The organism is Flavobacterium terrigena (genome assembly GCF_900108955.1).
Lineage (GTDB): Bacteria > Bacteroidota > Bacteroidia > Flavobacteriales > Flavobacteriaceae > Flavobacterium > Flavobacterium terrigena.
On the sequence record NZ_FNYA01000004.1, the window covers coordinates 229,046 to 252,641 of the forward strand.

A 23,596-nucleotide genomic window follows, 5' to 3' on the forward strand; every position below is an offset into this window, starting at 1 on the left:
AAAAAATACTTATTATAGGATTTGTAAATTAAATATAATTGTATATCTTTGCACCCAATTTAAAAAATACGTACAAATGAAAAATTACGAAACTGTTTTCATTTTGAATCCCGTTTTATCTGATGTTCAGGTAAAGGAAACAGTAAGCAAATTTGAAGATTTTCTTACTTCTAAGGGTGCCAAAATGGTATCAAAAGAGGATTGGGGCTTAAAAAAATTAGCCTATGAAATCCAACACAAAAAAAGTGGTTTTTACCATTTATTTGAGTATCAAGCTCCAGCTGAATTAATCATTTCTTTAGAAACTGAATTCAGAAGAGACGAGAGAATCATGAGATTCTTAACTGTTTCTTTAGACAAACATGCTATTTCTTGGGCGGAAAGAAGAAGAGAAAAATTAAAAACTAAAGGTAACTAATCATGTCGATAGCTAACAACGGTAAGAAAGAAGGAGATATCAGATATCTTACTCCTTTAAACATTGATACTAACAAACAAAAAAAATATTGTCGTTTCAAAAAATCTGGTATCAAGTATATCGATTATAAAGATGGTGACTTTTTATTAAAGTTTGTAAACGAACAAGGTAAAATTTTACCAAGACGTTTAACTGGTACTTCATTAAAATTCCAAAGAAAAGTTTCTGTTGCTGTGAAAAGAGCACGTCACTTAGCTTTAATGCCTTACGTGGCGGATTTATTAAAATAATATTAATCATTTGTTGGTTTCCTTATAACGGAACCTAACTTATATAAAAAAGGACAACAAAATGGAACTAATTTTAAAACAAGACGTTCAAAATTTAGGTTTTAAAGATGATGTAGTAACTGTAAAAAACGGATACGGTCGTAACTTTTTAATTCCTCAAGGAGCTGCTATTTTAGCTACTTCTTCTGCTAAAAAAGTATTAGCTGAAAATTTAAAACAAAAAGCTCATAAAGAAGCTAAAGTTGTAGCAGACGCGAAAGCAACTGCTGAAGCTATCAAAGCTTTAGAGATAAAAATTACTGCAAAAGCAGGTGGTGAAAAATTATTCGGATCAATTTCTAATGCAGATATCGCGCAAGCTTTAGAAGCAAACGGACAATCAATCGACAGAAAATTTATTACTTCTGGTATTGTTAAAAGAACTGGAAAATACAATGCTACTATCCGTTTACACAGAGAAGTAATCATTGAATTACCTTATGAAATTGTTGCTGAAAAAGCATAATTTTATTTAAAATATTTCTTTAAAAAGCGTTGCAATTGCAACGCTTTTTTTATTTTTACGAAACCTTAAGTTTTTAAAAATAAAATGCATTTAAAATAGTTTTGCAGAATATGAAATATACTCGATTAACAAAAGAACAATTAGAAGAACTTCATCCTGAGTTTATTACCTTCTTAGCGACCCAAACTATTGATAAAAAAGAATGGGAAGATTTAAAAACCAATAAACCAGAAATTGCTTTACAAGAAATTGATGTGTTTTCAGATTTAATTTGGGATAAAGCCATAACGAATGTTCGTTTTATTGATCATTTTTCTAAAAATCATATTTTTCTTTTTAAATGTCATGATGCTTTATTGGAATCATTAATTGTTCAAACTTCAAATGAAGATATTGATTTTTTTACAACAGAAGGTTTAGAATGGTTAGGGAATAACCTATTTACTGATGCTGTAACCATTCAAACAGGAAAAAAAGAAGTAGCCGAAAATCGTAATAAAGAAGTTTTTAACATTATTGAAAACGGAGGAATCATTAGTAAAGGCGAATTATATATCAAACTAATTGCATTAATCAAAGTATCGTAATATGACTGTTTTAGAAACAATTCAATCATTAAGAGCGGAATTAAATCAACACAATTATAATTATTATGTGTTAGATAATCCAACGATTTCGGATTTAGATTTCGATACTAAATTGAAACAATTGCAGGATTTAGAAGCTGCAAATCCACAATTTTTTGATGAAAATTCCCCAACTGAACGTGTAGGTGGAACAATAACAAAAAATTTCAATACCGTTGAACACGAATACAGAATGTATTCTTTAGATAATTCTTATTCCAAAGAAGATTTACTAGATTGGCAAACGCGTTGTCAGAAAATTTTAGGCGATGTGCCTTTAGAATTTACTTGCGAATTAAAATATGACGGCGCTTCAATTAGTATTACTTACGAAAACGGAAAGTTAGTCCGTGCAGTTACCCGTGGTGATGGTTTTAAAGGTGATGACGTGACTAATAATATCAAAACGATAAAATCCGTTCCATTAAAATTAAATGCTGGATTTCCTGATAAATTTGATATTCGTGGGGAAATTATTTTACCATTTGCAGGTTTTGAAAAAATGAACCAAGATTTAATTGAAATCGGAGAAACGCCATATTCAAATCCAAGAAATACAGCTTCTGGAAGTTTAAAATTACAAGATAGTGCAGAAGTTGCCAAACGTCCGTTAGAATGTTTGTTGTATTCGATGATTGGAAATAATTTACCAATCGAATCACAATATGAAGGTTTAGAATTGTCTCGAAAATTAGGTTTTAAAGTACCGAATCAGAGTAAATTGGCTAAAAACATAGATGAAGTTTTTGAATTCATTGAGTATTGGGATAAAAACCGACATAATTTACCATATGAAACGGATGGAGTTGTAGTTAAAATCAATAATATTCATTTTCAGGAAGAATTAGGTTACACGGCAAAATCGCCTCGTTGGGCAATGGCTTATAAGTTTAAAGCAGAGCAGGTGAGTACGATTTTACAATCAATTTCATATCAAGTTGGACGAACTGGAGCAATTACACCTGTAGCCAATTTAGAACCTGTGCAATTGGCAGGAACTATTGTAAAACGTGCTTCTTTGCATAACGCAGATCAAATCGCAAAATTAGATATTCGTGTCAATGATGAAGTTTTTGTAGAAAAAGGTGGAGAAATTATTCCAAAAATAATTGGTGTGGCCAGCAGAGGAAATCAAGAAAATCCAACTGTATATATTACAAATTGTCCAGAATGTAATACCGAATTGACAAGAAGTGAAGGCGAAGCGAATCATTATTGTCCGAATTTTTATGGTTGTCCGCCACAAATTATTGGAAGAATTCAGCATTTCATTACTCGAAAAGCGATGGATATTGAAGGTTTAGGTGGTGAAACTGTGGCTTTGCTATTTAATGCAGGATTGGTTCATAATTATGCCGATTTATACGATTTGAAAAAAGAACAAGTAGTTGTTTTGGAAAGAATGGCGGATAAATCTGCAGATAATCTGATTTCTGGTATAAAAAAGTCAAAAGAAATTACTTTTGATAGAGTTTTATATGCGCTAGGAATTCGATATGTGGGTGAAACGGTAGCAAAAAAGCTAGCGAAACATTATAAAAATATCGATAACTTAGCAAATGCCGATTTATTAGATTTGGTAACTGTCGATGAAATTGGCGAACGAATTGCACAAAGTGTGATGGATTTCTTTCAAAATGCGGAGAATAAATTAATCATAAACAAGTTAAAAGAAGTTGGTGTTCAGTTTGAATTGAATGAAGTTTCGACTTCAGTTTCCAATGTTTTAGAAGGTAAAATTTTTGTTGTTTCAGGTGTTTTTGAAGTGTTTTCTCGTGACGATTTGAAAAAAGCGATTGAAGATAATGGTGGAAAAGTAGGAAGTTCTATTTCTGCCAAAACAAATTATGTTATTGCTGGTGCAAATATGGGTCCAGCTAAATTAGAAAAAGCAAGTCAACTAAAAATCCAAATAATTGATGAATATCAATTTCAAAAAATGATAAATGAGTAAAAAAACTATTTTATATGCTTTTATAGTAGTTTGTGTTTTGTATTTTTTTTCTTCACTATTGCAATTAGATAGTTTAGAAGTTCTTACGAAACCTTTATTTTTACCCGTTCTTTTTCTGTATTATATAAAAAAATCAAAAGGTAATTTTCAAAATAGGGTTGTAGTCAGTTTTATCTTTTATTATATAGCTGAAATGTTAGTTTTAAAAGATAATAAAGAATATTATCTGATTTCAATATCGTTTTTTTTAGTTCCTTATTTAATTTTATTATACTTTGTAGTCAAAGATTTGTTGCTTTTGTTAAGAATAAATTCGCTTAACAAAATTAATTTTTCAGTAATTTTTGTACTTGCATTTTTAGTTTATCTTTATGTAAGTATCATTTTAATAATTGATACGGAATCTGCTTTTGAAAAATTGCTGTTATATTCGTATGGCTTTGTTTTATTGCTTTTAGGTATCTTTGCTATTACAATTTATGTTTTAAAGCATTCAGCATCAAATCTTTTCTTGGTAATGACTGTAATTGCATTTGTTGTATCGGATATGTTCTATATATTCATTATAAAAATTGAATATAATTGGGTTTTTAAATCAGTTAATCTTATCAGTCAGCTGTTATCTTATTATTTTTTTGTAACTTTCTCCTTGATTAAAGTAAAAGGTAAATAATGAAAAACAATATTCAGAGTTTATTGAAGCGTGATCTAGAAGTAATTCCTTTGATGGCGTATTTTATTTTTTATTTCTTATATCTGGTTTTTGATAGGATATTAGAGCAGGAAGATTATGCTATATTAGTTAAACCCATAATAATTCCAATAATTGCCTTTCTGTATTTAACTAATAAAAAAAGTAAGCGCACTGTCTTAAATATTGCATTATTAGTTTTAATTTTTGTTTCAGACAATTCTACACTACTTGAAATAAGATCTTTTTATGTTTACGCCACTATTATTTATATGCTAAGCGTTTATATTTTATTTTATTATGCTTTATTGGATATGAAGTATTTTCAGAGAAAAAGACAATTTAGTAATAAAGTTGGTTTTGTTTTGGCAAGTATATTTATAATTAGCCTACTTTATTTATTTTTCAATTATAATATTGTTGATAAAGCCGCAGAAAAATTTGTAGCATTTGAATATATGATCATATTTATGCTATTGTTTCTACTAAGTATGTTTAACTTTATTCAACTAAAATCAAAAAAGACAAAGTATTTATTCTTAATGATACTTTGTCTTTTCTTATCACATTTGTGTTTTTCAATGCATAAGTATTATAATGGACATGTTATCTTTAAGTATTTAATTTGTCTTGTAGAAACACCAGTTTATTATTTTTTACTGAAATATTTACTTAGAAAAGATAAAGAAATTATTGAACAATAATATTCTTTTCCTGGCTGATATATTTTGAATCATCACTTAAATAAAAATCAATTCTCCCTAAGTTTATTCCGTATGCACCAACTTGATTTACTACAACTTGTTTGCCAACTTTATTCGTTTTAATAATTGGTTTGTCTAAGAAAGTATGCGTGTGTCCGCCAATAATCAAATCAATGTCTTTCGTAGCTTCTGCTAATTTCATATCCGAAGGTTTTTCAGCTTCGTTTTTATAATCAAATCCTAAATGCGATAAACAAATGATTAAATCGCATTTTTCTGTTTCTTTTAATGTTTTTGAAATATCCGTTGCTACTTCAATTGGGTTGTTGTAAATGGTTTCTTTGTATAATTTTTTATCTACTAAACCTTCTAATTGAACGCCTAAACCAAAAACACCAATTTTAATTCCGTCTTTTATAAATGTCTTATAAGGTTTTACTATTCCATTCAACACGGTATTCTTAAAATCATAATTTGCAGAAACAAATTCAAAGTTAGCATGAGGCAATTGGGCATAAAATCCATCAATTCCATTGTCGAAATCATGATTTCCCATAGTGGCTAAATCGTATTTCATCATACTCATTAGTTTGAATTCTAATTCGCCACCATAATAATTGAAATAAGGTGTTCCTTGAAAAATATCACCGGCATCTAACAATAAAACATTCGTTTCTTCTTTTCGAATTTGTTCAATTAAGCTCGCACGTCTTGCCACGCCGCCCATTGCTGGATTTTTAGGATGATTTTCTGGAAATGGGTCAATGTGACTGTGTACGTCGTTAGTATGTAAAATTGTAATTTTACGCTCTTTTACGGTTGCAAAACTCGATAAAGAAACGCCACTAAGAGTTACTAAAGCTGAAGTTGCTGCTGTATTTTTTATAAAAGTTCTTCTTTTCATTTTGTACTATTCTTTAATAATTCTTGGTGAATTGGATGCTACAATTGATTTATACTTGTAGAAATAATCAATTAACACATTTCTTATTTTATAATTCAAATCATAAGTTCCTTCATTTTTAAGGAAAAAAGTCATGTTGTCGCCTCCATTTGATAAATAATCAGAAGTTAAAACATAATATATTTTTGAATTATCAATGGGTTTGTCTTCAAATAAAATTTTGGTGATTTCACTGTTTGAGTTCAAATAAATTTTCAAACCATTTAGTGGATGTGGTTTTTTTTCTGTGATAATATGTTGTGCTAAAGTCTTAATTTGTTCACCTTTCAGTGCTACAACAATTAAGCTATTTTCAAAGGGCATAACTTCAAATGCATTTCTTTTCGTGATATTTCCTTTCGGGATGATAGAACGAATTCCACCATTATTAAATAAAGTAATGTCAATTTTCTTATTTTCTCTTTTTAAAAAAATCGGATTGGCTAATTCAAAACAAGCATCAGCCATAAAATTTCCAATATTGGATTGCCATTCGCCTTTGTTTTTATCTAAAGTTTCTGGACAATAGGAGATAACGCTGTCTAAATCTTTGTCAATATGAGTTCTATAAGGTTTTATGAAAGACTCAATGTTTTCATTTGTGGCGTAATTTTTATTGACTTCAATCTTTTTTCCTTCAACTAAATAGTTGTTGTACGATTTTGTTTTGCAAGAAGCTAAACTTAATAATGTTAAAGTTGTAACAAAAATTGTGTAAAGATGATTAGTATTTTTACTTTTGAATGTCATATATTCCAATAGATTACTTTAATTTTGTAAAAGAAGTAAAGTTACAATGATTTCTAAAATAATAAAGGATTTTTTTCTTAAAAGAAAGGTAAATAATAGGTTAAAAGATTATCAATTACAAGTGTCTTCAAACAAGATAGTTAAAGTTGGTGTGTTGATTGATGGGAATTATTTTACGAATCAAGAATTATTAGTTGAAGAAATTGCGAAACACGGCATTGTAAAAGAAAACATTGAAATTTTGTCTTTTGTAAACAAGAATAAGAAAACATTATTGGAAAAATTTGATTATTTTTTCAGGAAAGATATTTCATTTGGTGGGTTGTTTAAAAGCGAAAGAGTTACTAATTTTACCGACCAACCTTTTGACATGTTAATTAGTTATTACGACATTCAAAAGCCAACATTATTATTAGTTACAAAAAGTTCAAAAGCCAAGTTTAAGGTTGGTTTTCAAACGATTGATAAAAGAATTAATCATTTGTCAATCAATTCAGTAGCGGAAAATTACACGGAATTTATTTCGGAATTATTTAAATATTTAAAAATACTAAAAAAAATATAACATGCAATCATTAATCGGAACAGGAGTGGCGCTGGTTACACCTTTCAAAAAAGATTTTTCTGTAGATACAGAAGCTTTAGCTAAAATTACAAACTACGTTATTGAAGGCGGAGTAGAATATTTAGTAATATTAGGAACAACAGCAGAAAGCGCAACTCTAAACGCTGATGAAAAAGAACTAGTAATTCAAACAATTATTGCTGCGAATAACGGTAGAGTACCAATGGTTTTAGGTGTTGGTGGAAACAATACAGCAGATGTAGTTGCAGAATTAAAAACAAGAGATTTATCACAGTTTGCTGCGATTTTATCAGTTTCTCCATACTATAACAAACCTACTCAAGAAGGAATTTATCAGCATTTCAAAGCAGTTTCTGAAGCGTCGCCAATTTCAATTATTTTATATAATGTTCCAGGAAGAACAGCTAGTAATATGTTACCAAGTACGGTAATTAGATTAGCAAACGATTTTAAAAATGTTATTGGAATTAAAGAAGCAGCTGGAGATATTGTTCAAGCGATGAAATTAATTCAAACTAAACCAGAAGGTTTCTTAGTAATTTCTGGTGATGATATGATTACGTTACCGATGGTTTTAGCTGGTGGAGCAGGAGTAATTTCTGTAATTGGAGAAGGTTTTCCGAAGGAATTTTCAGAAATGGTACGTTTAGGATTAAACAAAAAAGCAGTTGAAGCTTACAAAATTCATTACAAATTAGCCGATTCAATTGATATGATTTTCGAACAAGGAAACCCTGCAGGTATTAAAGAAGTCTTTAAACACTTGGGATTATCTGAAAATATCGTACGTTTGCCGTTAGTAACTGTTGATGAAAACTTATCTGGAAGATTATCAAATTTCATTAAAAATTTAGGTTAAAAATCTTTTTTGTAAAACATAAAAATATATCTACCTTTGCAGTTGCTTTTTCAAAGTGTGCAAAAGGCATAACGTAACAATAAATATGAACAAATTTTTATATATACTTTTAGCAATACTAACATTATCATCTTGTAGTGAATATCAAAAAGCTTTAAAATCTGATGATGTAGAATTCAAAACAAAAGTTTTTCACACACAAATTGAAAAGAAAAAGTATTCTAAAGCAATAAGATTGTTTGAACAATATGCCACTTCTTATAGAGGAAAACCTCAAGGAGAAAGCGCTTTTTTCAATTATGCAAAAGCATTATATGCTACAAAACAGTATATTACTGCAGCATACCAATTTGAAAGTTTTGCAAGTAGTTACCCAAAAAGTGCTAATGCTGAAGAAGCAGCCTTTTTAGGAGCTGAAAGTTATAGTAGAGTTTCGCCGATTTATAGTTTAGATCAAGTTGATACAGATAAAGCATTAAGTAAGATTCAAATTTTTGCTAATAAATATCCAAATTCTCAATATTTGCCAAAAGCAAACGAAATTGTAAAAGTGTTATCTGAAAAATTAGAATTAAAAGCATTTGAAATTGCTAAACAATATAATACAATTGGAGAATTTACTAGAGATTATAATGCCGCAATTAAAGCATTAGATAACTTTGTTTTAAATTATCCAGGTTCAAAATTTAAAGAAGACGCTTTGTTTTATAAATACGATTCAATGTACAAATTAGCGTTGAATAGTATTCCATCTAAAAAGCAAGAAAGATTAAATTCGGCTAAAACTTATTATCAAAGTTTAATCAAATTTAAAGCAGATACCAAGTATTTAGAGAAATCTAATAAAATGCTTGAAACAGTAGATAAAGAATTGAAACAATATACAAATTAATCATTATTATGGATTTAAAGAAAACAAATGCTCCAGTAAACACTATAACTTACAATAAAAGTGTAATTGAAGAACCAACTGGAAATGTATATGAAGCAATTACTATAATAGCACGTAGAGCAAATCAAATTAATTCTGAAATTAAAAAAGAATTATTAGATAAGTTAGACGAATTTGCTACTTATAATGATAGTTTAGAGGAAGTTTTCGAAAATAAAGAACAAATTGAAGTTTCTAAATATTACGAAAAATTACCTAAACCACATGCTTTAGCTGTTCAAGAATGGTTAGAGGATAAAATTTATCATAGAGATACTAAATAATTTAAACTTATATTAATGTCTGTTTTAAACGGTAAAAACGTTTTGCTAGGTGTTTCTGGCGGAATCGCAGCTTATAAAACAGCATCATTAGTAAGACTTCTTATAAAAGCAGGTGCACATGTACAAGTTGTCATGACACCTGCTTCTCTTGATTTTGTTACCCCGTTAACATTATCAACGCTTTCAAAAAATCCAGTTTATAGTACGTTTTATAACGAAGAAGATGCAAATGCTACTTGGAATAATCATGTAGAATTAGCACTTTGGGCAGATTATATGCTTATTGCACCTGCAACAGCTAATACTTTGTCGAAAATGGCATCTGGTACTTGTGATAACTTGCTAATGGCAACGTATTTGTCTGCAAAATGTCCAGTATATTTTGCTCCAGCAATGGATTTAGATATGTACATTCATCCTACAACTAAAATTAATTTCGATAAATTACAAAGTTTCGGAAACACTATAATCCCTGCAGAAAGCGGCGAATTAGCGAGTGGTTTAAGTGGTGAAGGTAGAATGGCTGAGCCAGAAAATATTATTCAATTTATTGAAAAAGATTTGGAAAGTAAATTACCTCTTAAAGGTAAAAAAGTCTTAATTACTGCTGGTCCAACTTATGAAGCTATTGATCCTGTTCGTTTCATAGGAAATCATTCCTCTGGAAAGATGGGATTTGATATTGCAACTGCCGCCGCAAATTTAGGTGCAGAAGTTGTTTTGGTTTCTGGACCAACACATTTGCAAATGAAGAACAGTTCGGTAAAAGTAATAAGAGTAACTTCGGCAGATGAAATGTATGAAGCATGTCATCAATATTTTTCAACTACTGATGTAGCTATCGCTGCTGCTGCTGTTGCCGATTATAAGCCAAAAAATGTGGCCACTCAGAAAATAAAAAAGACGGAAGAAACGTTTACTATAGAGCTAGAAAAAAATAAAGATATTTTATTATCTTTAGGTCAGATTAAAAAGAATCAATTTTTAATTGGCTTTGCTTTAGAGACTGAAAATGAGATAGAAAACGCAAAAATTAAAATTGAAAAGAAGAATTTAGACTTAATTGTCTTGAATTCTTTAAAAGATAAAGGTGCAGGTTTTGGAAAACCAACGAATAAAGTTACTTTTATTGATAAAGATTTTAATATATTTGAGAATCCTTTAAAATCTAAGGAATTAGTTGCCGAAGATATTGTTAACCTAATTGTGAAAAAATATGCGAATTAAATTTTTAATACTATTTGTTTTAAGTGCTTTTTGTGCATCTTCACAAGAATTAAAAGCAGTAGTTTCTATAAATTCTGCTCAGGTTACAAACGTAAATCCTCAGATTTTTAAGAATTTAGAAAAACAAATTTTCGATTTTTTAAATAATACTAAATTTTCAGATAAAGTTGTAAAACAAAATGAAAAAGTAAATTGTTCATTTTTCTTTATCGTAAATAAATTTGAAGCCAATAATTTCGAAGTTACTTTACAAGTAAATTCAACCAGACCAGTTTTCAATTCAACTTTTACAACACCAATTCTAAATATTAATGATAAAGACGTAAGTTTTAAATACATTGAATTTGAAAACTTAATTTACGATCAAAATTCATTTACTTCAAATTTAGTATCCGTTTTATCTTTTTATGCGAATATTGTTTTAGCCTCTGATGCAGATACTTTTTCTGATAAAGGCGGTACAGAATATTTAGAAAGTGCTTTAAATATTTCGAATGTAGCACAATCAAGTGGTTTTTCTGGTTGGGTGCAAACAGGAAAAAAAACAACGAGATATAATTTAATTTCAGATTTAATGTCTAATACTTTTGATGCTTACAGAGAAACACTATATCAGTATCACATTAATGGATTAGATAAAATGGCAGACGATTTAAAAACCGGGAAATTAGAAATAATCAATTCTATTGAAACGTTGCTAAAATTACATAAAGTGAGACCAAATTCACTTTTAGCAAGAACGTTCTTCGATGCTAAAACTGATGAAATTGTAAATATTTTCACTGGTGGACCAATGTTAGACGTCTCAAAAGTAAAAGATAATTTAGCTACCATTTCTCCGTTAAATTCTTCTAAATGGAATAAAATAAGGTAATATGCTTTTATCTTTATCAGTTCAAAATTACGCTTTAATAGAACAGCTTAATATTAATTTTACCAATCAGTTTGCTACCATTACTGGAGAAACGGGTGCGGGAAAATCGATATTATTAGGTGCTTTAGGTTTGATAATGGGTAATCGTGCCGATTTGTCTTCACTTAAAGATAAAGAAAAAAAATGTGTAGTTGAAGCAAGTTTTGAAGTTTCGAAATACAATTTAAAACCGCTGTTCGAAGCCAACGATTTAGATTACGAAAACACTACAATAATAAGAAGAGAAATTTTACCTTCAGGTAAATCGCGCGCTTTCATTAATGATACGCCGGTTAATTTATCGGAACTTCAAATTTTAGCTGAAAATCTTATCGATATACATTCACAGCATCAAACACGTGAATTAGAACAACAAAATTACCAGATTTCTATTTTAGATGCCATTGGTACGAATTCGGAAAATCTAAAAGAATACGCAGTTTTATTATCAGATTTTAAACAAAAATCAAAAGAGTTAGAACAAGCAATTGCAGATAAAAATACCTTATTTACGGCTCAAGAATACAATTCTTATTTGTTAAATGAGTTAATTCAAGTTGGATTACAACCGAATGAACAAGCAGAATTGGAAGAAGAATTATTGGGTTTAAATAATTCGGAATTAATTAGCGAAACTTTGAGTAAATTGGTTTCAAGTGCTAATGAAGAGCAATTCGGATTCATAAATGCCTTGAAAGAGTGCAAAAATGCTTTGCATAAAATCGCTCCATTTTCAACTTCTTATTCAGAATTATATGAAAGATTAAATTCTTCATTGATTGAATTAGAAGATATTGCTGATACGAGTTTCAATTTAGCTGAAAAAAACGTTTACAATCCAGAACGATTAGAATTTATTTCAAGCAGATTACAAACGATTTACGATTTACAAAAGAAACACCAAGTTTCTACCATTGAAGATTTAATTGATATTAGAAATCAATTAGACGAAAAAGTGCTTTTAGTTGATAATTTAGAAGAAAAAATCAATAGTTTGAATGCGTATCTAAGCACGAAAACTGCGGAATTAAATGCAACAGCAAAAAATATTACAGATAACAGGAGTAAGGCTATTCCTGTTTTCATAGATAAAATTTCTTCTATTTTGTTCGAATTAGGAATGCCAGATTCGCAATTTAAAATGGAATTAATTCCTTCGAATCAGTTTTTATCGAACGGAAAAGACGAATTAGAATTATTGTTTTCAGCGAATAAAGGAACGAGCTTAGGTTCGTTTAAAAAAGTGGCTTCAGGTGGAGAAATGTCGAGAATAATGTTGGCAATAAAATCTGTTTTAGCTGATTTTTCTCAATTGCCAACTATTTTATTTGATGAAATTGACACAGGAGTTTCTGGTGAAATTGCCTTGAAAATGGGAGAAATTATGAGTAAAATGAGCTCGAATCGTCAAGTTTTTGCGATTACACATTTACCTCAAATTGCTTCAAAAGGTGATGCGCAATATAAAGTTTCAAAAGAGACTGTTGCAGATAATACAATTTCTAAAATTGTCAAATTAAATTCTGATGAACGAATTGTAGAAATTGCTGAAATGTTATCTGGAAAACAAATTACAGATTCGGCACTAACTCATGCTAAAACATTATTAAATTAAAATTTATACTTTTGTAATAGATTTAAAACAAGATACAACAATAATAAAAAATAAAATTATGATTATAGAGCCAAGAATGCGCGGATTTATATGTTTAACAGCTCATCCAGAAGGTTGTGCACAAAATGTAAAAAATCAAATTGAATATGTGAAGTCAAAAGGTAAAATTGATGGAGCAAAAAAAGTTTTAGTAATTGGTGCTTCAACTGGTTTTGGTTTAGCTTCAAGAATTACAAGTGCATTTGGTTGTGATGCAGCTACAATTGGTGTTTTCTTCGAAAAAGAACCAAGTGAAGGAAAAACAGCAACTCCAGGTTATTATAATTCTGCAGCATTAGAAATTGAAGCAGCAAAAGTGGGTTTATATGCAAAAAGTATCAATGGTGATGCGTTTTCAAATGAAATTAAGCAACAAACTATCGATTTAATCAAGAAAGATTTAGGTCAAGTTGATTTAGTAATTTATAGTTTAGCTTCTCCAGTTCGTATGCATCCTACAACAGGTGTTTTACATCGTTCAACATTAAAACCAATTGGTGGAAAATTTACAAACAAAACAGTTGATTTTCATACAGGAAATGTAACAGAAGTTTCTATTGAACCTGCTAATCAAGAAGATATTGATAATACAGTTGTCGTAATGGGCGGTGAAGATTGGTCAATGTGGATGAATGCTTTAAAAGATGCTGGAGTTTTAGCAAATGACGCGATGACTTTAGCATATTCTTATATCGGACCAGAAGTTACAGAGCCAGTTTACAGAAAAGGAACAATTGGTCGTGCTAAAGATCATTTAGAAGCTACAGCTTTTGAAATTACAAAACAATTAGAAGATGTAAATTGCAAAGCGTATGTTTCAGTAAATAAAGCGTTAGTAACTCAAGCGAGTTCTGCTATTCCAGTAATTCCATTATACATTTCATTATTATACAAAACAATGAAAGCTGAAGGAATTCATGAAGGTTGTATTGAACAAATACAGCGTTTATATTCTAACAGATTATTTAGCGGAAATGCTATTCCAACTGATGATAAAGGAAGAATTAGAATTGACGATTGGGAAATGCGTGACGATGTTCAAGCACAAGTTTCTAAATTATGGGAAGTTGCAACCACAGAAAATCTTTCTGAAATAGGAGATTTAGCTGGTTACAAACAAGACTTTTTGAACTTATTTGGTTTCGGTTTCGATGGTGTTGACTACCTTGCAGATACTTCAGAATTAGTATTTGTGCCAAGTATGAAATAATTCACATTTTATAGAATAAATGTTATAAAATCCCGATTCGTTCGGGATTTTTTCATTTTATCGAAGTTTTGTGCATTTCATCGGTAAAATATTTTGAATATATTAACATTTCATTATTTTTTTGTTTATTTACAGCTACTAAACATTAAATATTAAATAATGAAAAAAATTACTTTATGGTTATTTGCCCTCTTAACGAGTTGGCAAATGACAGCACAAGTTGGTATTTTTCAGAACTATGATTCTGATACTAATATGCCAGCTGGATGGACGGTGACTGGTGGTGGTTATGTTACTGCTACTGAAGCTTGTTCAGGGAATTCTTTTGTTGACAACTTGTACAGTTTTAGTACTACAGGAACGTTGGTTACTCCTAATCAAGTAGCTGGTTCAAATGGTACAGATCTTACAGTGTCGTTTAATTACAAAATTGAAAATTGGAATTCAAATACCGCAGCCTCACCTGGTTGGGGTAATATTCAAGTTCAATATTCAACTAATAATGGAGGTGCATGGACAACATTTTTTACAATTGATGATGTAAATCATGTTGTAGCTAATACATGTGCTAATTTTTCAAATGTAATACCTGCAGCTAGTGTTCCAAATGGTTCAGATGTAAGTATTAGATTTTTATTTACTTGGGTAGCTGGAGATTATGATATTTATATTGATGATTTTACTGCAACACAAGTAACTGCGCTTCCTCCATCTTGTACTGTTTTAGCAACACCTACAAATGGAGCTACAAATATTTTAAGTTCTACAATTTCTTGGAACAATGCTCCAGGAATACCAACTGGTTATAGATTAAATGTTGGAACTACTCCAGGTGGTACAAATGTTTTAAATTTATTTGATGTTGGTAATGTTACAAGTTATAATTTAGGAGCATTAAATTCTGGAACAACTTACTACGTTACTGTAATTCCTTATAATACTAATGGTAGTGCAACAGGTTGTACTGAAAGTTCATTTACAACATGTGGTGCGATAACAACTTATCCGAGTTTAGAAACATTCGCAACTTTCTTACCAACTCAATGTTGGTCTCAAGGTGACGGTGGAGATTTAACTGCTGGTCCTGCAACTTTTGGATCTAGTGGATGGCAAGCTGATGGTTTAGGTAACGTTGGTACATCTGGTGCTTTTAAATATAATGTTTTTGTTGCTTCTGCAAATGACTGGGTTATTTCTCCAGAATTTGCTATTCCTGCAACAGGATATGAATTAAAATTTGATGCTGCAGCTAATCAATATGGATCTACAAATGCTCCATCACCTGCATGGGAAGCTGATGATTCAATTGAAGTATTAGTTTCTACAACTGGTAATACAAACTGGACAGTTTTACATACTTATAATGATGGAAATCAACCAGGAAATACAGCAACTTCTTTAGCAATTGATTTAGATGCTTATGCTTCTCAAACAGTAAAATTTGCTTTTAGAGCTGTTGAAGGTACTGCCGATGGTGGTGCTGATATTGATTTTTCTATTGATAATTTCCAAGTGCGTTTAACTCCAACTTGTCCAGATCAAACAGGTTTAACAGTTTCAAACATTACTTCATCTGGAGCTGATACATCATGGGATGATATGTCTGTTGGTGGTTCAGTTGGTTACGAATACGCTGTTACAACTTCAGCAACACCTCCAGCTTCAGGTACTGCAACTACTGCTCTTTATTTTCAACCTACAGGTTTAACTGCACAAACGGTTTATTACTTACACGTAAGATCTGAATGTAGTGGTAGTACATATGGAAATTGGTCTACAATTTCATTTACAACTGCTTGTTCATCTATTACAGATTTTAATGAAAATTTTGATGCAGTAACTACACCAGCTCTACCTACATGTTGGAATAAAATACTTTCAGGAGCAACAATATCGAATTTTGCAACTGTTGGTACTGTGAATTTTGTTAGTGCATCTGCACCTAATGGTGTTGATTTATATAATTCAAATTCTTCTGCAACTGATAATATTATGTTGATTACTCCAATGTTAAGTAATTTAAGTGCAGGTACTCATCGTTTAAAATTCAAAGCTAGAAATAATTCAGCTACTGAAGATTTAGAAATTGGAGTTTTAACTGATCCTTCTGATGCAGGTACTTTTACATTAGTTGAAGCAGTTGATATTACAGGTACTTTTCAAAGTTATGTAGTTAATTTTGATACTTTTTCTGGTCCAGGTGCAGTTATTGCAATAAGAAGATTATCAACTTCAATGTACACAAACGTTTATTTAGACGATATTGTTTGGGAAGCTATGCCAACTTGTCCAGATCAAACTGGATTAACAGTTAGTGGTATTACTTCTTCAGGAGCTAACACTTCTTGGGATGCAGTTGCTGCTGGTGTAGAATATGCTGTTACAACTTCAGCTACCCCTCCTGCTTCAGGAACTCCAACTACAGCTACTTTTTATATTGCTTCTGGTTTAGCACCTCAAACAGTTTATTATTTACATGTAAGAACAGATTGTGGTGCAGGTGATTATGGGATTTGGGTAACAATTCCATTTACTACACAATGTGCACCAATTGCTTCATTACCTTGGATTGAAAATTTTGATGCTGTAACAACACCAGCTATACCACAATGTTGGTCTGAAGAAAATGGTGATTATGAAACAGCTGTAGCAGGTACTTATAATACAGCTCATTCAGGTACAAATTATTTAAGAGATGCATGGTCTGCAAATAATGAATTTATGTGGACTCCAGGTTTTGATTTAATTGCTGGAACTTCTTACGATTTTTCATCTTGGATTCAAGGAGATGGAGCTAGTTCATGGACGGTTGACTTTTTTGTAAACAATGTTCAAAATTCAACAGCTGCAACTCAATTAGGGCCACAATACGTTGTTCCAGGTTCAGGCCCAATTGCAATACAACCTTATGCTCAAGCAACAAGATCATTTGTTCCAGCAACATCAGGAACGTATTATTTTGCTTTTAGAGTAAATGAATCTACTGGTGGACCTTGGTATATTGCTATTGATGATGTTGAATTAAAAGTATCACCATCTACACCTCCAGCATGTACTACTAATTTAGTAGCTACACCAAACGCTACTTGTGGAAATTTTTCTAATAATTTAACTTGGAATCTTGAGCCAACAGCTACAGGATATTATGTTACAATCGGTACAAGTACTGGTGCAACTGATATTGCAAATGCTGTTAACGTAGGTTCGAATTCATATTCATTTACTGGTTCAATAGGAACTACTTATTTTTGGAAAGTCGTGCCTTATAATGCTGCAGGTTCTGCAACAGGTTGTGTTGAGCAATCATTTTCAACTGTTGCAACAGGATGTTATTGTGCTTCTGTACCGACTTCAAATGATGGTACTGGTATTACAACAGCTGTAGTTGGTGCTACATCAAATCCAATTGCTGATGTTACTTATACTGATTTAACTGCAACTCCTGTAATTGTTGAACCTGGTACAACTACTAATGTTCAGTTAACATTTAATACTGGTTACGATTATGATATTAATATTTGGGTTGATTTTAACAACGATTTTGATTTTAATGATGCCGGAGAGTTAGTTAAAACAGGAATTGCTTGTACAGATGTTGAGCCAAATACAGTTGACGCTTCGTTCTTAATGCCTTTAACTGCACCAACTGGTGTTCATAGAATGAGAGTTGGTACTGCAGACGGTGGTCAAGTGCCACCAAATGAATGTTATAGTGGTTCTTATGGTGTAACTCTTGATTTCACTGTTGATACTACTTTAGGTTCAAATTCATTTGATACAACTACTTTTGTAGCTTATCCAAATCCAGTGAAAGACGTATTAAATTTAACATACAAAACTGCTATTAGCAATGTAAGAGTTGTTAACTTATTAGGTCAAGAAGTTTTAAATACTAAAACGAATACTAATAACGTACAAGTTAATATGACTGCTTTAACTGCAGGTGCATATATTGTAAATATTACTGTAGAAGATACAGTACATACGATTAAAGTTATTAAGGAGTAATTTTCTAAAAAATTATTTAACTAAAGTCCCGAGAAATCGGGACTTTTTTTTATGTATTTTCTCTTACAACATTTTTTGTTTATTGTAACATTCATTTATTTTTTGTAACATTTATTTATTTTTTTATGATAATTTAATAATTTTTAGGAATAACATAATTAATATCATTTTTTTACATAATTATTTTAAAAACCTCATTATTATAACTTTAAAAAATTATTCATGAAAAAAATTACTTTATGGTTATTTGCACTCTTTACGTGTTGGCAAATATCCGCCCAAACAGGGACAATAGTAGTTGGTGTAAGTGACGGCACGCCAAATACTATAACAGGTTATCCTTCTCCAATGCAAGATTTTTATAAAACTGGGAGAGCTCAGTATTTGTATACAGCTTCAGAGCTTACAAATGCTGGTTTTGTAGCAGGTAATATTACAGAAATTGGATGGGTAGTTACTTCAAATAATACAAGTACTTTACAAGAAGGCTACAAAATCTCTATGAAGAACACAGCTTCAACGGTATTAACAAGTACTTTTGAATCGGGTGCAACTTTAGTTTACGGTCCTACAAATTTTACTCCGTCTACAACAGGAAATGTTATGTTTACATTATCAACTCCTTTTGTGTGGGATGGAACTTCAAATGTAATTGTTGAAGTATGTGCAGGTGTATCTACAGGTACAATTTCGCAAAATGTTAGTTGTGCAAATAATACAACTGTAGGAATCAAATCTGTATATTACAGAAATGATGCATCATTATCACCTTGTACAGCAACAACAGGAACAACTATAAATGAAAGACCTTTATTAGTTGCAACTGGAAATGTTGCTTCTTGTTTAGCGCCAACAAATGTTGTAAGTGCTAATGTTGGAGCTTTTACTGCAGATATTTCTTGGACTGCTTCTACATCTAATCCAGGTATTGGATATGAATATGTAGTTTCAACTTCAAATGCTGCTCCTACTGGGGCTGGTACAGCAACTACTAATACATCTGTAAGTGTTTCGTCTTTATTAGAACAAACAACTTACTATATTTATGTGAGATCAAATTGTAATGCTGGTGAATTTAGTGGTTGGTATGGACCAATTTCTTTTACTACTACATGTGGGCCAGTTACAGCACCAATGTTAGAGCCTTTTGCAACTTTTTTACCAAACGCATGTTGGTTTAACAGAACAGGTGGTGATTTAACAACTGGACCAATTTTTTCAACAGCTTTAGGATGGTTTGCTGATGGATTTGGAAATGTTGGTACAACAGGAGCAATTAAAAACGAAATTTTTACCACTGGTGCTAATGATTGGTTTATTTCACCAGTGATTACAATTCCAGCTACTGGATATGAATTGAAATTTGATGCTGCTGCAACTCAATATAATTCAGTAAATGCTCCGACTAATGCTTGGGAAGCAGATGATACTATTGAAGTTTTAGTTTCTACAACTGGAATAACAAACTGGACAGTATTACATACTTATAACGATACTAATCAGCCATCGAATGTTGGTACACCTAATATTATTGATTTAGATGCATATGCAGGTCAAAATGTTAGAATTGCTTTTAGAGCTGTTGAAGGTTCTACAAATGGTTCTGCTGATATCGATTTTTCAATTGATAATTTTCAAGTAAGATTAACTCCTGCTTGTTCAGAGCCTATGAGTATTATTACTGCAAACGCAACTGATTCTACAATTGATGTGTCTTGGACTGCTCCAGCTACTGCTCCTTCAAATGGTTATGAATATTTTGTTTCAACATCAAATACAGTTCCAGTAACTGCTGGTACTCCAGTAGCAAATACTTATGCAATTCCTTCAGGTTTGTTATCAAATACAACATATTATATTTTTGTGAGATCTAATTGTGATGCGGCAGGATTTAGTTCATGGACTGGACCAGTTAGTTTCACAACAGCTTGTGGAGTATATCCAGCTCCAATGACAGAAAATTTTGGAACATTTTTACCAAGTGTATGCTGGTTTAATAGAACTGGTGGTGATTTAACAACTGGACCAACTTCATTAACTGGTTCTGGTTGGGTTGCTGACGGATTTGCAAATGTGGGTACTACAGGTGCTATTAGAAATGAAATTTTTACAACAGGTGGTAACGATTGGATTATTTCTCCACGAATTGGAATACCAACTACTGGATATGAATTGAAATTTGATGCAGCTGCTACACAGTTCGGTAACGTAAATATTCCGACTAATGCTTGGGAAGCAGATGATACTATTGAAGTTTTAGTTTCTACTACAGGATTAACAAACTGGACAGTATTACATACTTATAACGATACTAATCAACCATCAAATTCTGGTACTTCTAATATTTTAGATTTAGATGCATATGCTGGTTCTGATATTAGAATTGCTTTTAGAGCTGTTGAAGGTTCTACAAATGGTTCTGCTGATATTGATTTTTCTATTGATAATTTTCAAGTAAGATTAACTCCTGCTTGTTCAGAACCAATAGGTATTGTTTTTGGAAATGTAACGGATTCTTCTGTTGATATGTCTTGGACAGCTCCAGCAACCGCTCCTTCAGTTGGTTACGAATATATTGTGTCAACATCAAACACTATACCTGTTATTGCTGGAACTCCTGTAACAACTAGTTATGCATCTGCTTCAGGTTTATTATCAAACACAACATATTATATTTTTGTGAGATCTGATTGTGGTGCTTCAGGATTTAGCGAATGGAGTGGACCAGTTACGTTTACAACACCTTGTGGTGTGTATTCAGTTCCAATGACTGAAAATTTTGCAACATTTTTACCAAGCGTTTGCTGGTTTAATAGAACTGGTGGTGATTTAACAACTGGACCAACTTCATCAACTGCCCTTGGTTGGTTTGCTGACGGATTTGCAAATGTTGGTACAACTGGTGCTATTAGAAATGAAATATACACAACTGGTGCTAACGATTGGATTATTTCTCCTCGAATTGCAATTCCAGCTGCTGGATATGAATTAAAATTTGATGCTGCTGCAACTCAGTTTGCTACAGTAAATGCTCCTACTAACGCCTGGGAATCTGATGATTCTATTGAGGTTTTAGTTTCTACTACAGAATTAACAAACTGGACAGTATTACATACTTATAACAATACTAATCAACCATCAAATACAGGAACACCAAATATTTTAGATTTAGATGCATATGCAGGTCAAAATATTAGAATTGCTTTTAGAGCTGTTGAAGGTGCTACAAATGGTTCTGCTGATATTGATTTTTCTATTGATAATTTTCAAATTAGATTAACGCCAAGTTGTATTGAACCTTTAAATTTAATTTTTTCAACTGTAACTTCTACTACAGCTAGTATCTCTTGGGATGCTACATCTCCAAGTCCAACAACTGGTTATGAGTATTTTGTTTCAACAACAAATACAGTTCCAGTAACGGCTGGTACTGCAACAACAAATACTTATGCAAGTTTATCAAGTTTGTTACCACAAACAACATATTATGTTTTTGTTCGTTCAGACTGTAGTGCTGGTGATTTTAGTTATTGGACAGGTCCAATTACGTTTACAACACAATGTGCTCCAATAAATACTTTACCTTGGAATGAAGGTTTTGAAGGTTTAGCAACTGTTGGTAGTACAGTTTATCCTCCATGTTGGTATAAACAAAATGGAGATTGGACTTCAGCAAACGCAAGTACTACATATAGTACAGCAAATACAGGTACTCGTTATATTAGAAATTCTTATGCTGCAGCTAACGAATATATTTGGACACCAGGATTCGATTTAGTAGCAGGAACTTCTTATGATTTTTCATCTTTTGTTCAAGGTGATAACGCAACAGGTTGGGTTGTTGATTATGTTGTTAATTCAGCTCAAAATTCTACAGGTGCAACTCAAATTGGTGCATCGTATAATGTGCCAGGCGTTGGAACTCCTTATTCATTTCAACCTTATGCTAAAGTAACTAGATCGTTTGTTCCAGCAACATCGGGAACATATTACTTTGCAGTTAGAGTAAATCAACCAGGTTTCCCTTGGTATGTTTCTTTTGATGATTTTAAATTAGAATTATCACCATCTACACCTCCAACTTGTGCAACTAATTTAGTAGCTACACCTAATGCTTGTGGAAATTTTTCTAATAATTTAAATTGGAATGTTGAGCCAACAGCTAATGGGTATTATGTTACAATCGGTACAACTCCAGGAGGAACTGATATTGCAAATGCGGTTAACGTTGGATCAAATTCTTATGCATTTACAGGTTCAATAGGAACTACTTACTTTTGGTCAGTTGTGCCTTATAATGGAGCAGGTGCAGCAATTGGTTGTACAGAACAATCATTCTCAACAGCTGCTGTAGGTTGTTATTGTACTTCTGTACCAACTTCTAATGATGGTTTAGGAATTACAACAGCTTTAGTTGGTGCTACATCAAATGCAGTTCCTGATGTTACTTATGCTAATTTAACAGCAGTTCCTGAAGTTGTTACTCAAGGATCTAACACAAATATTCAATTGACATTTAGTACAGGTTTTGTATATAATATTAATGTTTGGGTAGATTTTAATAATGATTATGACTTTAATGATGCAGGAGAGTTGGTTAAAACTGGTATTGCTTGTACAACTGTTCAACCAAATACTGTAGACGCATCATTTACAATGCCTTTAACTGCACCGATTGGTCAACACAGAATGAGAATTGGTTCAGCTTGGACTGCTCAAAATCCTCCAAATCCTTGTTATAATGGTTCTTATGGAATTGTTCTTGATTTTACAGTTGATACGGCTATATTAAGTTCAAATTCTTTTGACACAACTACTTTTGTAGCTTATCCAAATCCAGTGAAAGATGTGTTAAACTTATCATATAAATCAGCAATTAGCAATGTGAGAGTTGTTAACTTATTAGGTCAAGAAGTTTTAAATACTAAGACTAATGCTAATGATCTTCAAGTTGATATGTCAGCTTTAACTGCTGGAGCATATATTGTTAATATTACTGTTGAAGATACAGTACATACAATTAAAGTTATTAAAGAATAATTT

The 23,596-nt window shown here is 31.5% G+C and carries 19 protein-coding genes; 17 read left to right on the forward strand and 2 right to left on the reverse strand.

Features of this window, described 5'->3' with window-relative positions; genetic code table 11:
• The first annotated feature begins 76 nt into the window (after nt 1-76).
• From rpsF to BMX42_RS08945, 7 genes are all read left to right on the forward strand, one after another.
• The gene (rpsF, locus tag BMX42_RS08915) at nt 77-418 is read left to right on the forward strand and encodes a 30S ribosomal protein S6 (protein WP_091312525.1); all 342 of its coding nucleotides are present in this window, start codon (nt 77-79) and stop codon (nt 416-418) included.
• Nucleotides 419-420: 2 nt separating this feature from the next.
• Complete coding sequence (gene rpsR / locus BMX42_RS08920; protein ID WP_091312528.1) at nt 421-708, forward strand: 30S ribosomal protein S18; 288 nt, start codon at nt 421-423, stop codon at nt 706-708.
• A 61-nt stretch (nt 709-769) separates the two neighbouring features.
• On the forward strand, nt 770-1,213 hold the full coding sequence (rplI, locus tag BMX42_RS08925; protein ID WP_091312532.1) for a 50S ribosomal protein L9: 444 nt from the start codon (nt 770-772) through the stop codon (nt 1,211-1,213).
• 110 nt (nt 1,214-1,323) lie between these two features.
• Nucleotides 1,324-1,800 (forward strand): DUF6495 family protein, encoded by a 477-nt coding sequence (locus tag BMX42_RS08930; RefSeq protein WP_091312535.1) that lies wholly within the window; start codon nt 1,324-1,326, stop codon nt 1,798-1,800.
• A 1-nt stretch (nt 1,801) separates the two neighbouring features.
• Nucleotides 1,802-3,793 carry an NAD-dependent DNA ligase LigA gene (ligA, locus tag BMX42_RS08935; RefSeq protein WP_091312538.1) on the forward strand — a complete coding sequence of 664 codons (1,992 nt, stop codon included), beginning with the start codon at nt 1,802-1,804 and terminating at the stop codon, nt 3,791-3,793.
• On the forward strand, nt 3,786-4,466 hold the full coding sequence (locus BMX42_RS08940; protein WP_091312541.1) for a lysoplasmalogenase family protein: 681 nt from the start codon (nt 3,786-3,788) through the stop codon (nt 4,464-4,466). Before ligA ends, BMX42_RS08940 begins: the two co-directional genes overlap by 8 nt.
• Complete coding sequence (locus tag BMX42_RS08945; protein WP_091312544.1) at nt 4,466-5,188, forward strand: hypothetical protein; 723 nt, start codon at nt 4,466-4,468, stop codon at nt 5,186-5,188. Before BMX42_RS08940 ends, BMX42_RS08945 begins: the two co-directional genes overlap by 1 nt.
• On the opposite strand, the gene BMX42_RS08950 is transcribed toward BMX42_RS08945, so the two are convergent.
• Both BMX42_RS08950 and BMX42_RS08955 read right to left on the reverse strand, forming a co-directional pair.
• Nucleotides 5,175-6,092, reverse strand: coding sequence for a bifunctional metallophosphatase/5'-nucleotidase (locus tag BMX42_RS08950; protein WP_091312546.1), 918 nt, complete (start codon nt 6,090-6,092; stop codon nt 5,175-5,177). The genes BMX42_RS08945 and BMX42_RS08950 overlap by 14 nt on opposite strands.
• Nucleotides 6,093-6,098: 6 nt before the next feature.
• On the reverse strand, nt 6,099-6,881 hold the full coding sequence (locus BMX42_RS08955) for a 5'-nucleotidase C-terminal domain-containing protein (protein ID WP_091312548.1): 783 nt from the start codon (nt 6,879-6,881) through the stop codon (nt 6,099-6,101).
• A 46-nt stretch (nt 6,882-6,927) separates the two neighbouring features.
• Here BMX42_RS08955 and BMX42_RS08960 point away from each other — a divergent pair, with 46 nt between their 5' ends.
• The 10 genes from BMX42_RS08960 (at nt 6,928) to BMX42_RS09005 (ending at nt 23,593) form a co-directional block, all read left to right on the forward strand.
• Complete coding sequence (locus BMX42_RS08960) at nt 6,928-7,446, forward strand: DUF6913 domain-containing protein (protein WP_091312552.1); 519 nt, start codon at nt 6,928-6,930, stop codon at nt 7,444-7,446.
• A gap of 1 nt (nt 7,447) precedes the next feature.
• Nucleotides 7,448-8,326, forward strand: coding sequence for a 4-hydroxy-tetrahydrodipicolinate synthase (gene dapA, locus BMX42_RS08965; protein WP_091312555.1), 879 nt, complete (start codon nt 7,448-7,450; stop codon nt 8,324-8,326).
• Nucleotides 8,327-8,411: 85 nt separating this feature from the next.
• Entirely contained in the window at nt 8,412-9,218 is an 807-nt protein-coding gene (locus tag BMX42_RS08970) for an outer membrane protein assembly factor BamD (RefSeq protein ID WP_091312558.1), read from the forward strand.
• Nucleotides 9,219-9,226: 8 nt separating this feature from the next.
• Nucleotides 9,227-9,541, forward strand: a complete 315-nt coding sequence (locus BMX42_RS08975; RefSeq protein WP_091312562.1) for a DNA-directed RNA polymerase subunit omega — start codon at nt 9,227-9,229, stop codon at nt 9,539-9,541.
• Between the two features lie 15 nt (nt 9,542-9,556).
• Complete coding sequence (coaBC, locus tag BMX42_RS08980; RefSeq protein ID WP_091312566.1) at nt 9,557-10,768, forward strand: bifunctional phosphopantothenoylcysteine decarboxylase/phosphopantothenate--cysteine ligase CoaBC; 1,212 nt, start codon at nt 9,557-9,559, stop codon at nt 10,766-10,768.
• Nucleotides 10,758-11,642 carry a type IX secretion system protein PorD gene (gene porD / locus BMX42_RS08985; protein WP_091312569.1) on the forward strand — a complete coding sequence of 295 codons (885 nt, stop codon included), beginning with the start codon at nt 10,758-10,760 and terminating at the stop codon, nt 11,640-11,642. The genes coaBC and porD overlap by 11 nt, the downstream gene beginning before the upstream one ends.
• Before the next feature lies 1 nt (nt 11,643).
• Entirely contained in the window at nt 11,644-13,296 is a 1,653-nt protein-coding gene (gene recN / locus BMX42_RS08990) for a DNA repair protein RecN (RefSeq protein ID WP_091312572.1), read from the forward strand.
• A gap of 58 nt (nt 13,297-13,354) precedes the next feature.
• Nucleotides 13,355-14,545 (forward strand): enoyl-ACP reductase FabV, encoded by a 1,191-nt coding sequence (fabV, locus tag BMX42_RS08995; RefSeq protein WP_091312575.1) that lies wholly within the window; start codon nt 13,355-13,357, stop codon nt 14,543-14,545.
• 159 nt (nt 14,546-14,704) lie between these two features.
• Nucleotides 14,705-18,553, forward strand: coding sequence for a T9SS-dependent choice-of-anchor J family protein (locus tag BMX42_RS09000; RefSeq protein ID WP_091312579.1), 3,849 nt, complete (start codon nt 14,705-14,707; stop codon nt 18,551-18,553).
• A 222-nt stretch (nt 18,554-18,775) separates the two neighbouring features.
• Complete coding sequence (locus BMX42_RS09005) at nt 18,776-23,593, forward strand: T9SS-dependent choice-of-anchor J family protein (protein WP_091312582.1); 4,818 nt, start codon at nt 18,776-18,778, stop codon at nt 23,591-23,593.
• Nucleotides 23,594-23,596: the final 3 nt, after the last annotated feature.

Coding starts and splice junctions, on each gene's coding strand:
- rplI (WP_091312532.1), top strand. CDS start 770: ATGGAACTAATTTTAAAACAAGACGTTCAAAATTTAGGTTTTAAAGAT.
- rpsR (WP_091312528.1), top strand. CDS start 421: ATGTCGATAGCTAACAACGGTAAGAAAGAAGGAGATATCAGATATCTT.
- BMX42_RS08950 (WP_091312546.1), bottom strand. CDS start 6,092: ATGAAAAGAAGAACTTTTATAAAAAATACAGCAGCAACTTCAGCTTTA.
- rpsF (WP_091312525.1), top strand. CDS start 77: ATGAAAAATTACGAAACTGTTTTCATTTTGAATCCCGTTTTATCTGAT.
- coaBC (WP_091312566.1), top strand. CDS start 9,557: ATGTCTGTTTTAAACGGTAAAAACGTTTTGCTAGGTGTTTCTGGCGGA.
- BMX42_RS09005 (WP_091312582.1), top strand. CDS start 18,776: ATGAAAAAAATTACTTTATGGTTATTTGCACTCTTTACGTGTTGGCAA.
- BMX42_RS08955 (WP_091312548.1), bottom strand. CDS start 6,881: ATGACATTCAAAAGTAAAAATACTAATCATCTTTACACAATTTTTGTT.
- dapA (WP_091312555.1), top strand. CDS start 7,448: ATGCAATCATTAATCGGAACAGGAGTGGCGCTGGTTACACCTTTCAAA.
- BMX42_RS08940 (WP_091312541.1), top strand. CDS start 3,786: ATGAGTAAAAAAACTATTTTATATGCTTTTATAGTAGTTTGTGTTTTG.
- BMX42_RS08945 (WP_091312544.1), top strand. CDS start 4,466: ATGAAAAACAATATTCAGAGTTTATTGAAGCGTGATCTAGAAGTAATT.
- porD (WP_091312569.1), top strand. CDS start 10,758: ATGCGAATTAAATTTTTAATACTATTTGTTTTAAGTGCTTTTTGTGCA.
- BMX42_RS09000 (WP_091312579.1), top strand. CDS start 14,705: ATGAAAAAAATTACTTTATGGTTATTTGCCCTCTTAACGAGTTGGCAA.
- BMX42_RS08960 (WP_091312552.1), top strand. CDS start 6,928: ATGATTTCTAAAATAATAAAGGATTTTTTTCTTAAAAGAAAGGTAAAT.
- BMX42_RS08930 (WP_091312535.1), top strand. CDS start 1,324: ATGAAATATACTCGATTAACAAAAGAACAATTAGAAGAACTTCATCCT.
- fabV (WP_091312575.1), top strand. CDS start 13,355: ATGATTATAGAGCCAAGAATGCGCGGATTTATATGTTTAACAGCTCAT.
- BMX42_RS08975 (WP_091312562.1), top strand. CDS start 9,227: ATGGATTTAAAGAAAACAAATGCTCCAGTAAACACTATAACTTACAAT.
- BMX42_RS08970 (WP_091312558.1), top strand. CDS start 8,412: ATGAACAAATTTTTATATATACTTTTAGCAATACTAACATTATCATCT.
- recN (WP_091312572.1), top strand. CDS start 11,644: ATGCTTTTATCTTTATCAGTTCAAAATTACGCTTTAATAGAACAGCTT.
- ligA (WP_091312538.1), top strand. CDS start 1,802: ATGACTGTTTTAGAAACAATTCAATCATTAAGAGCGGAATTAAATCAA.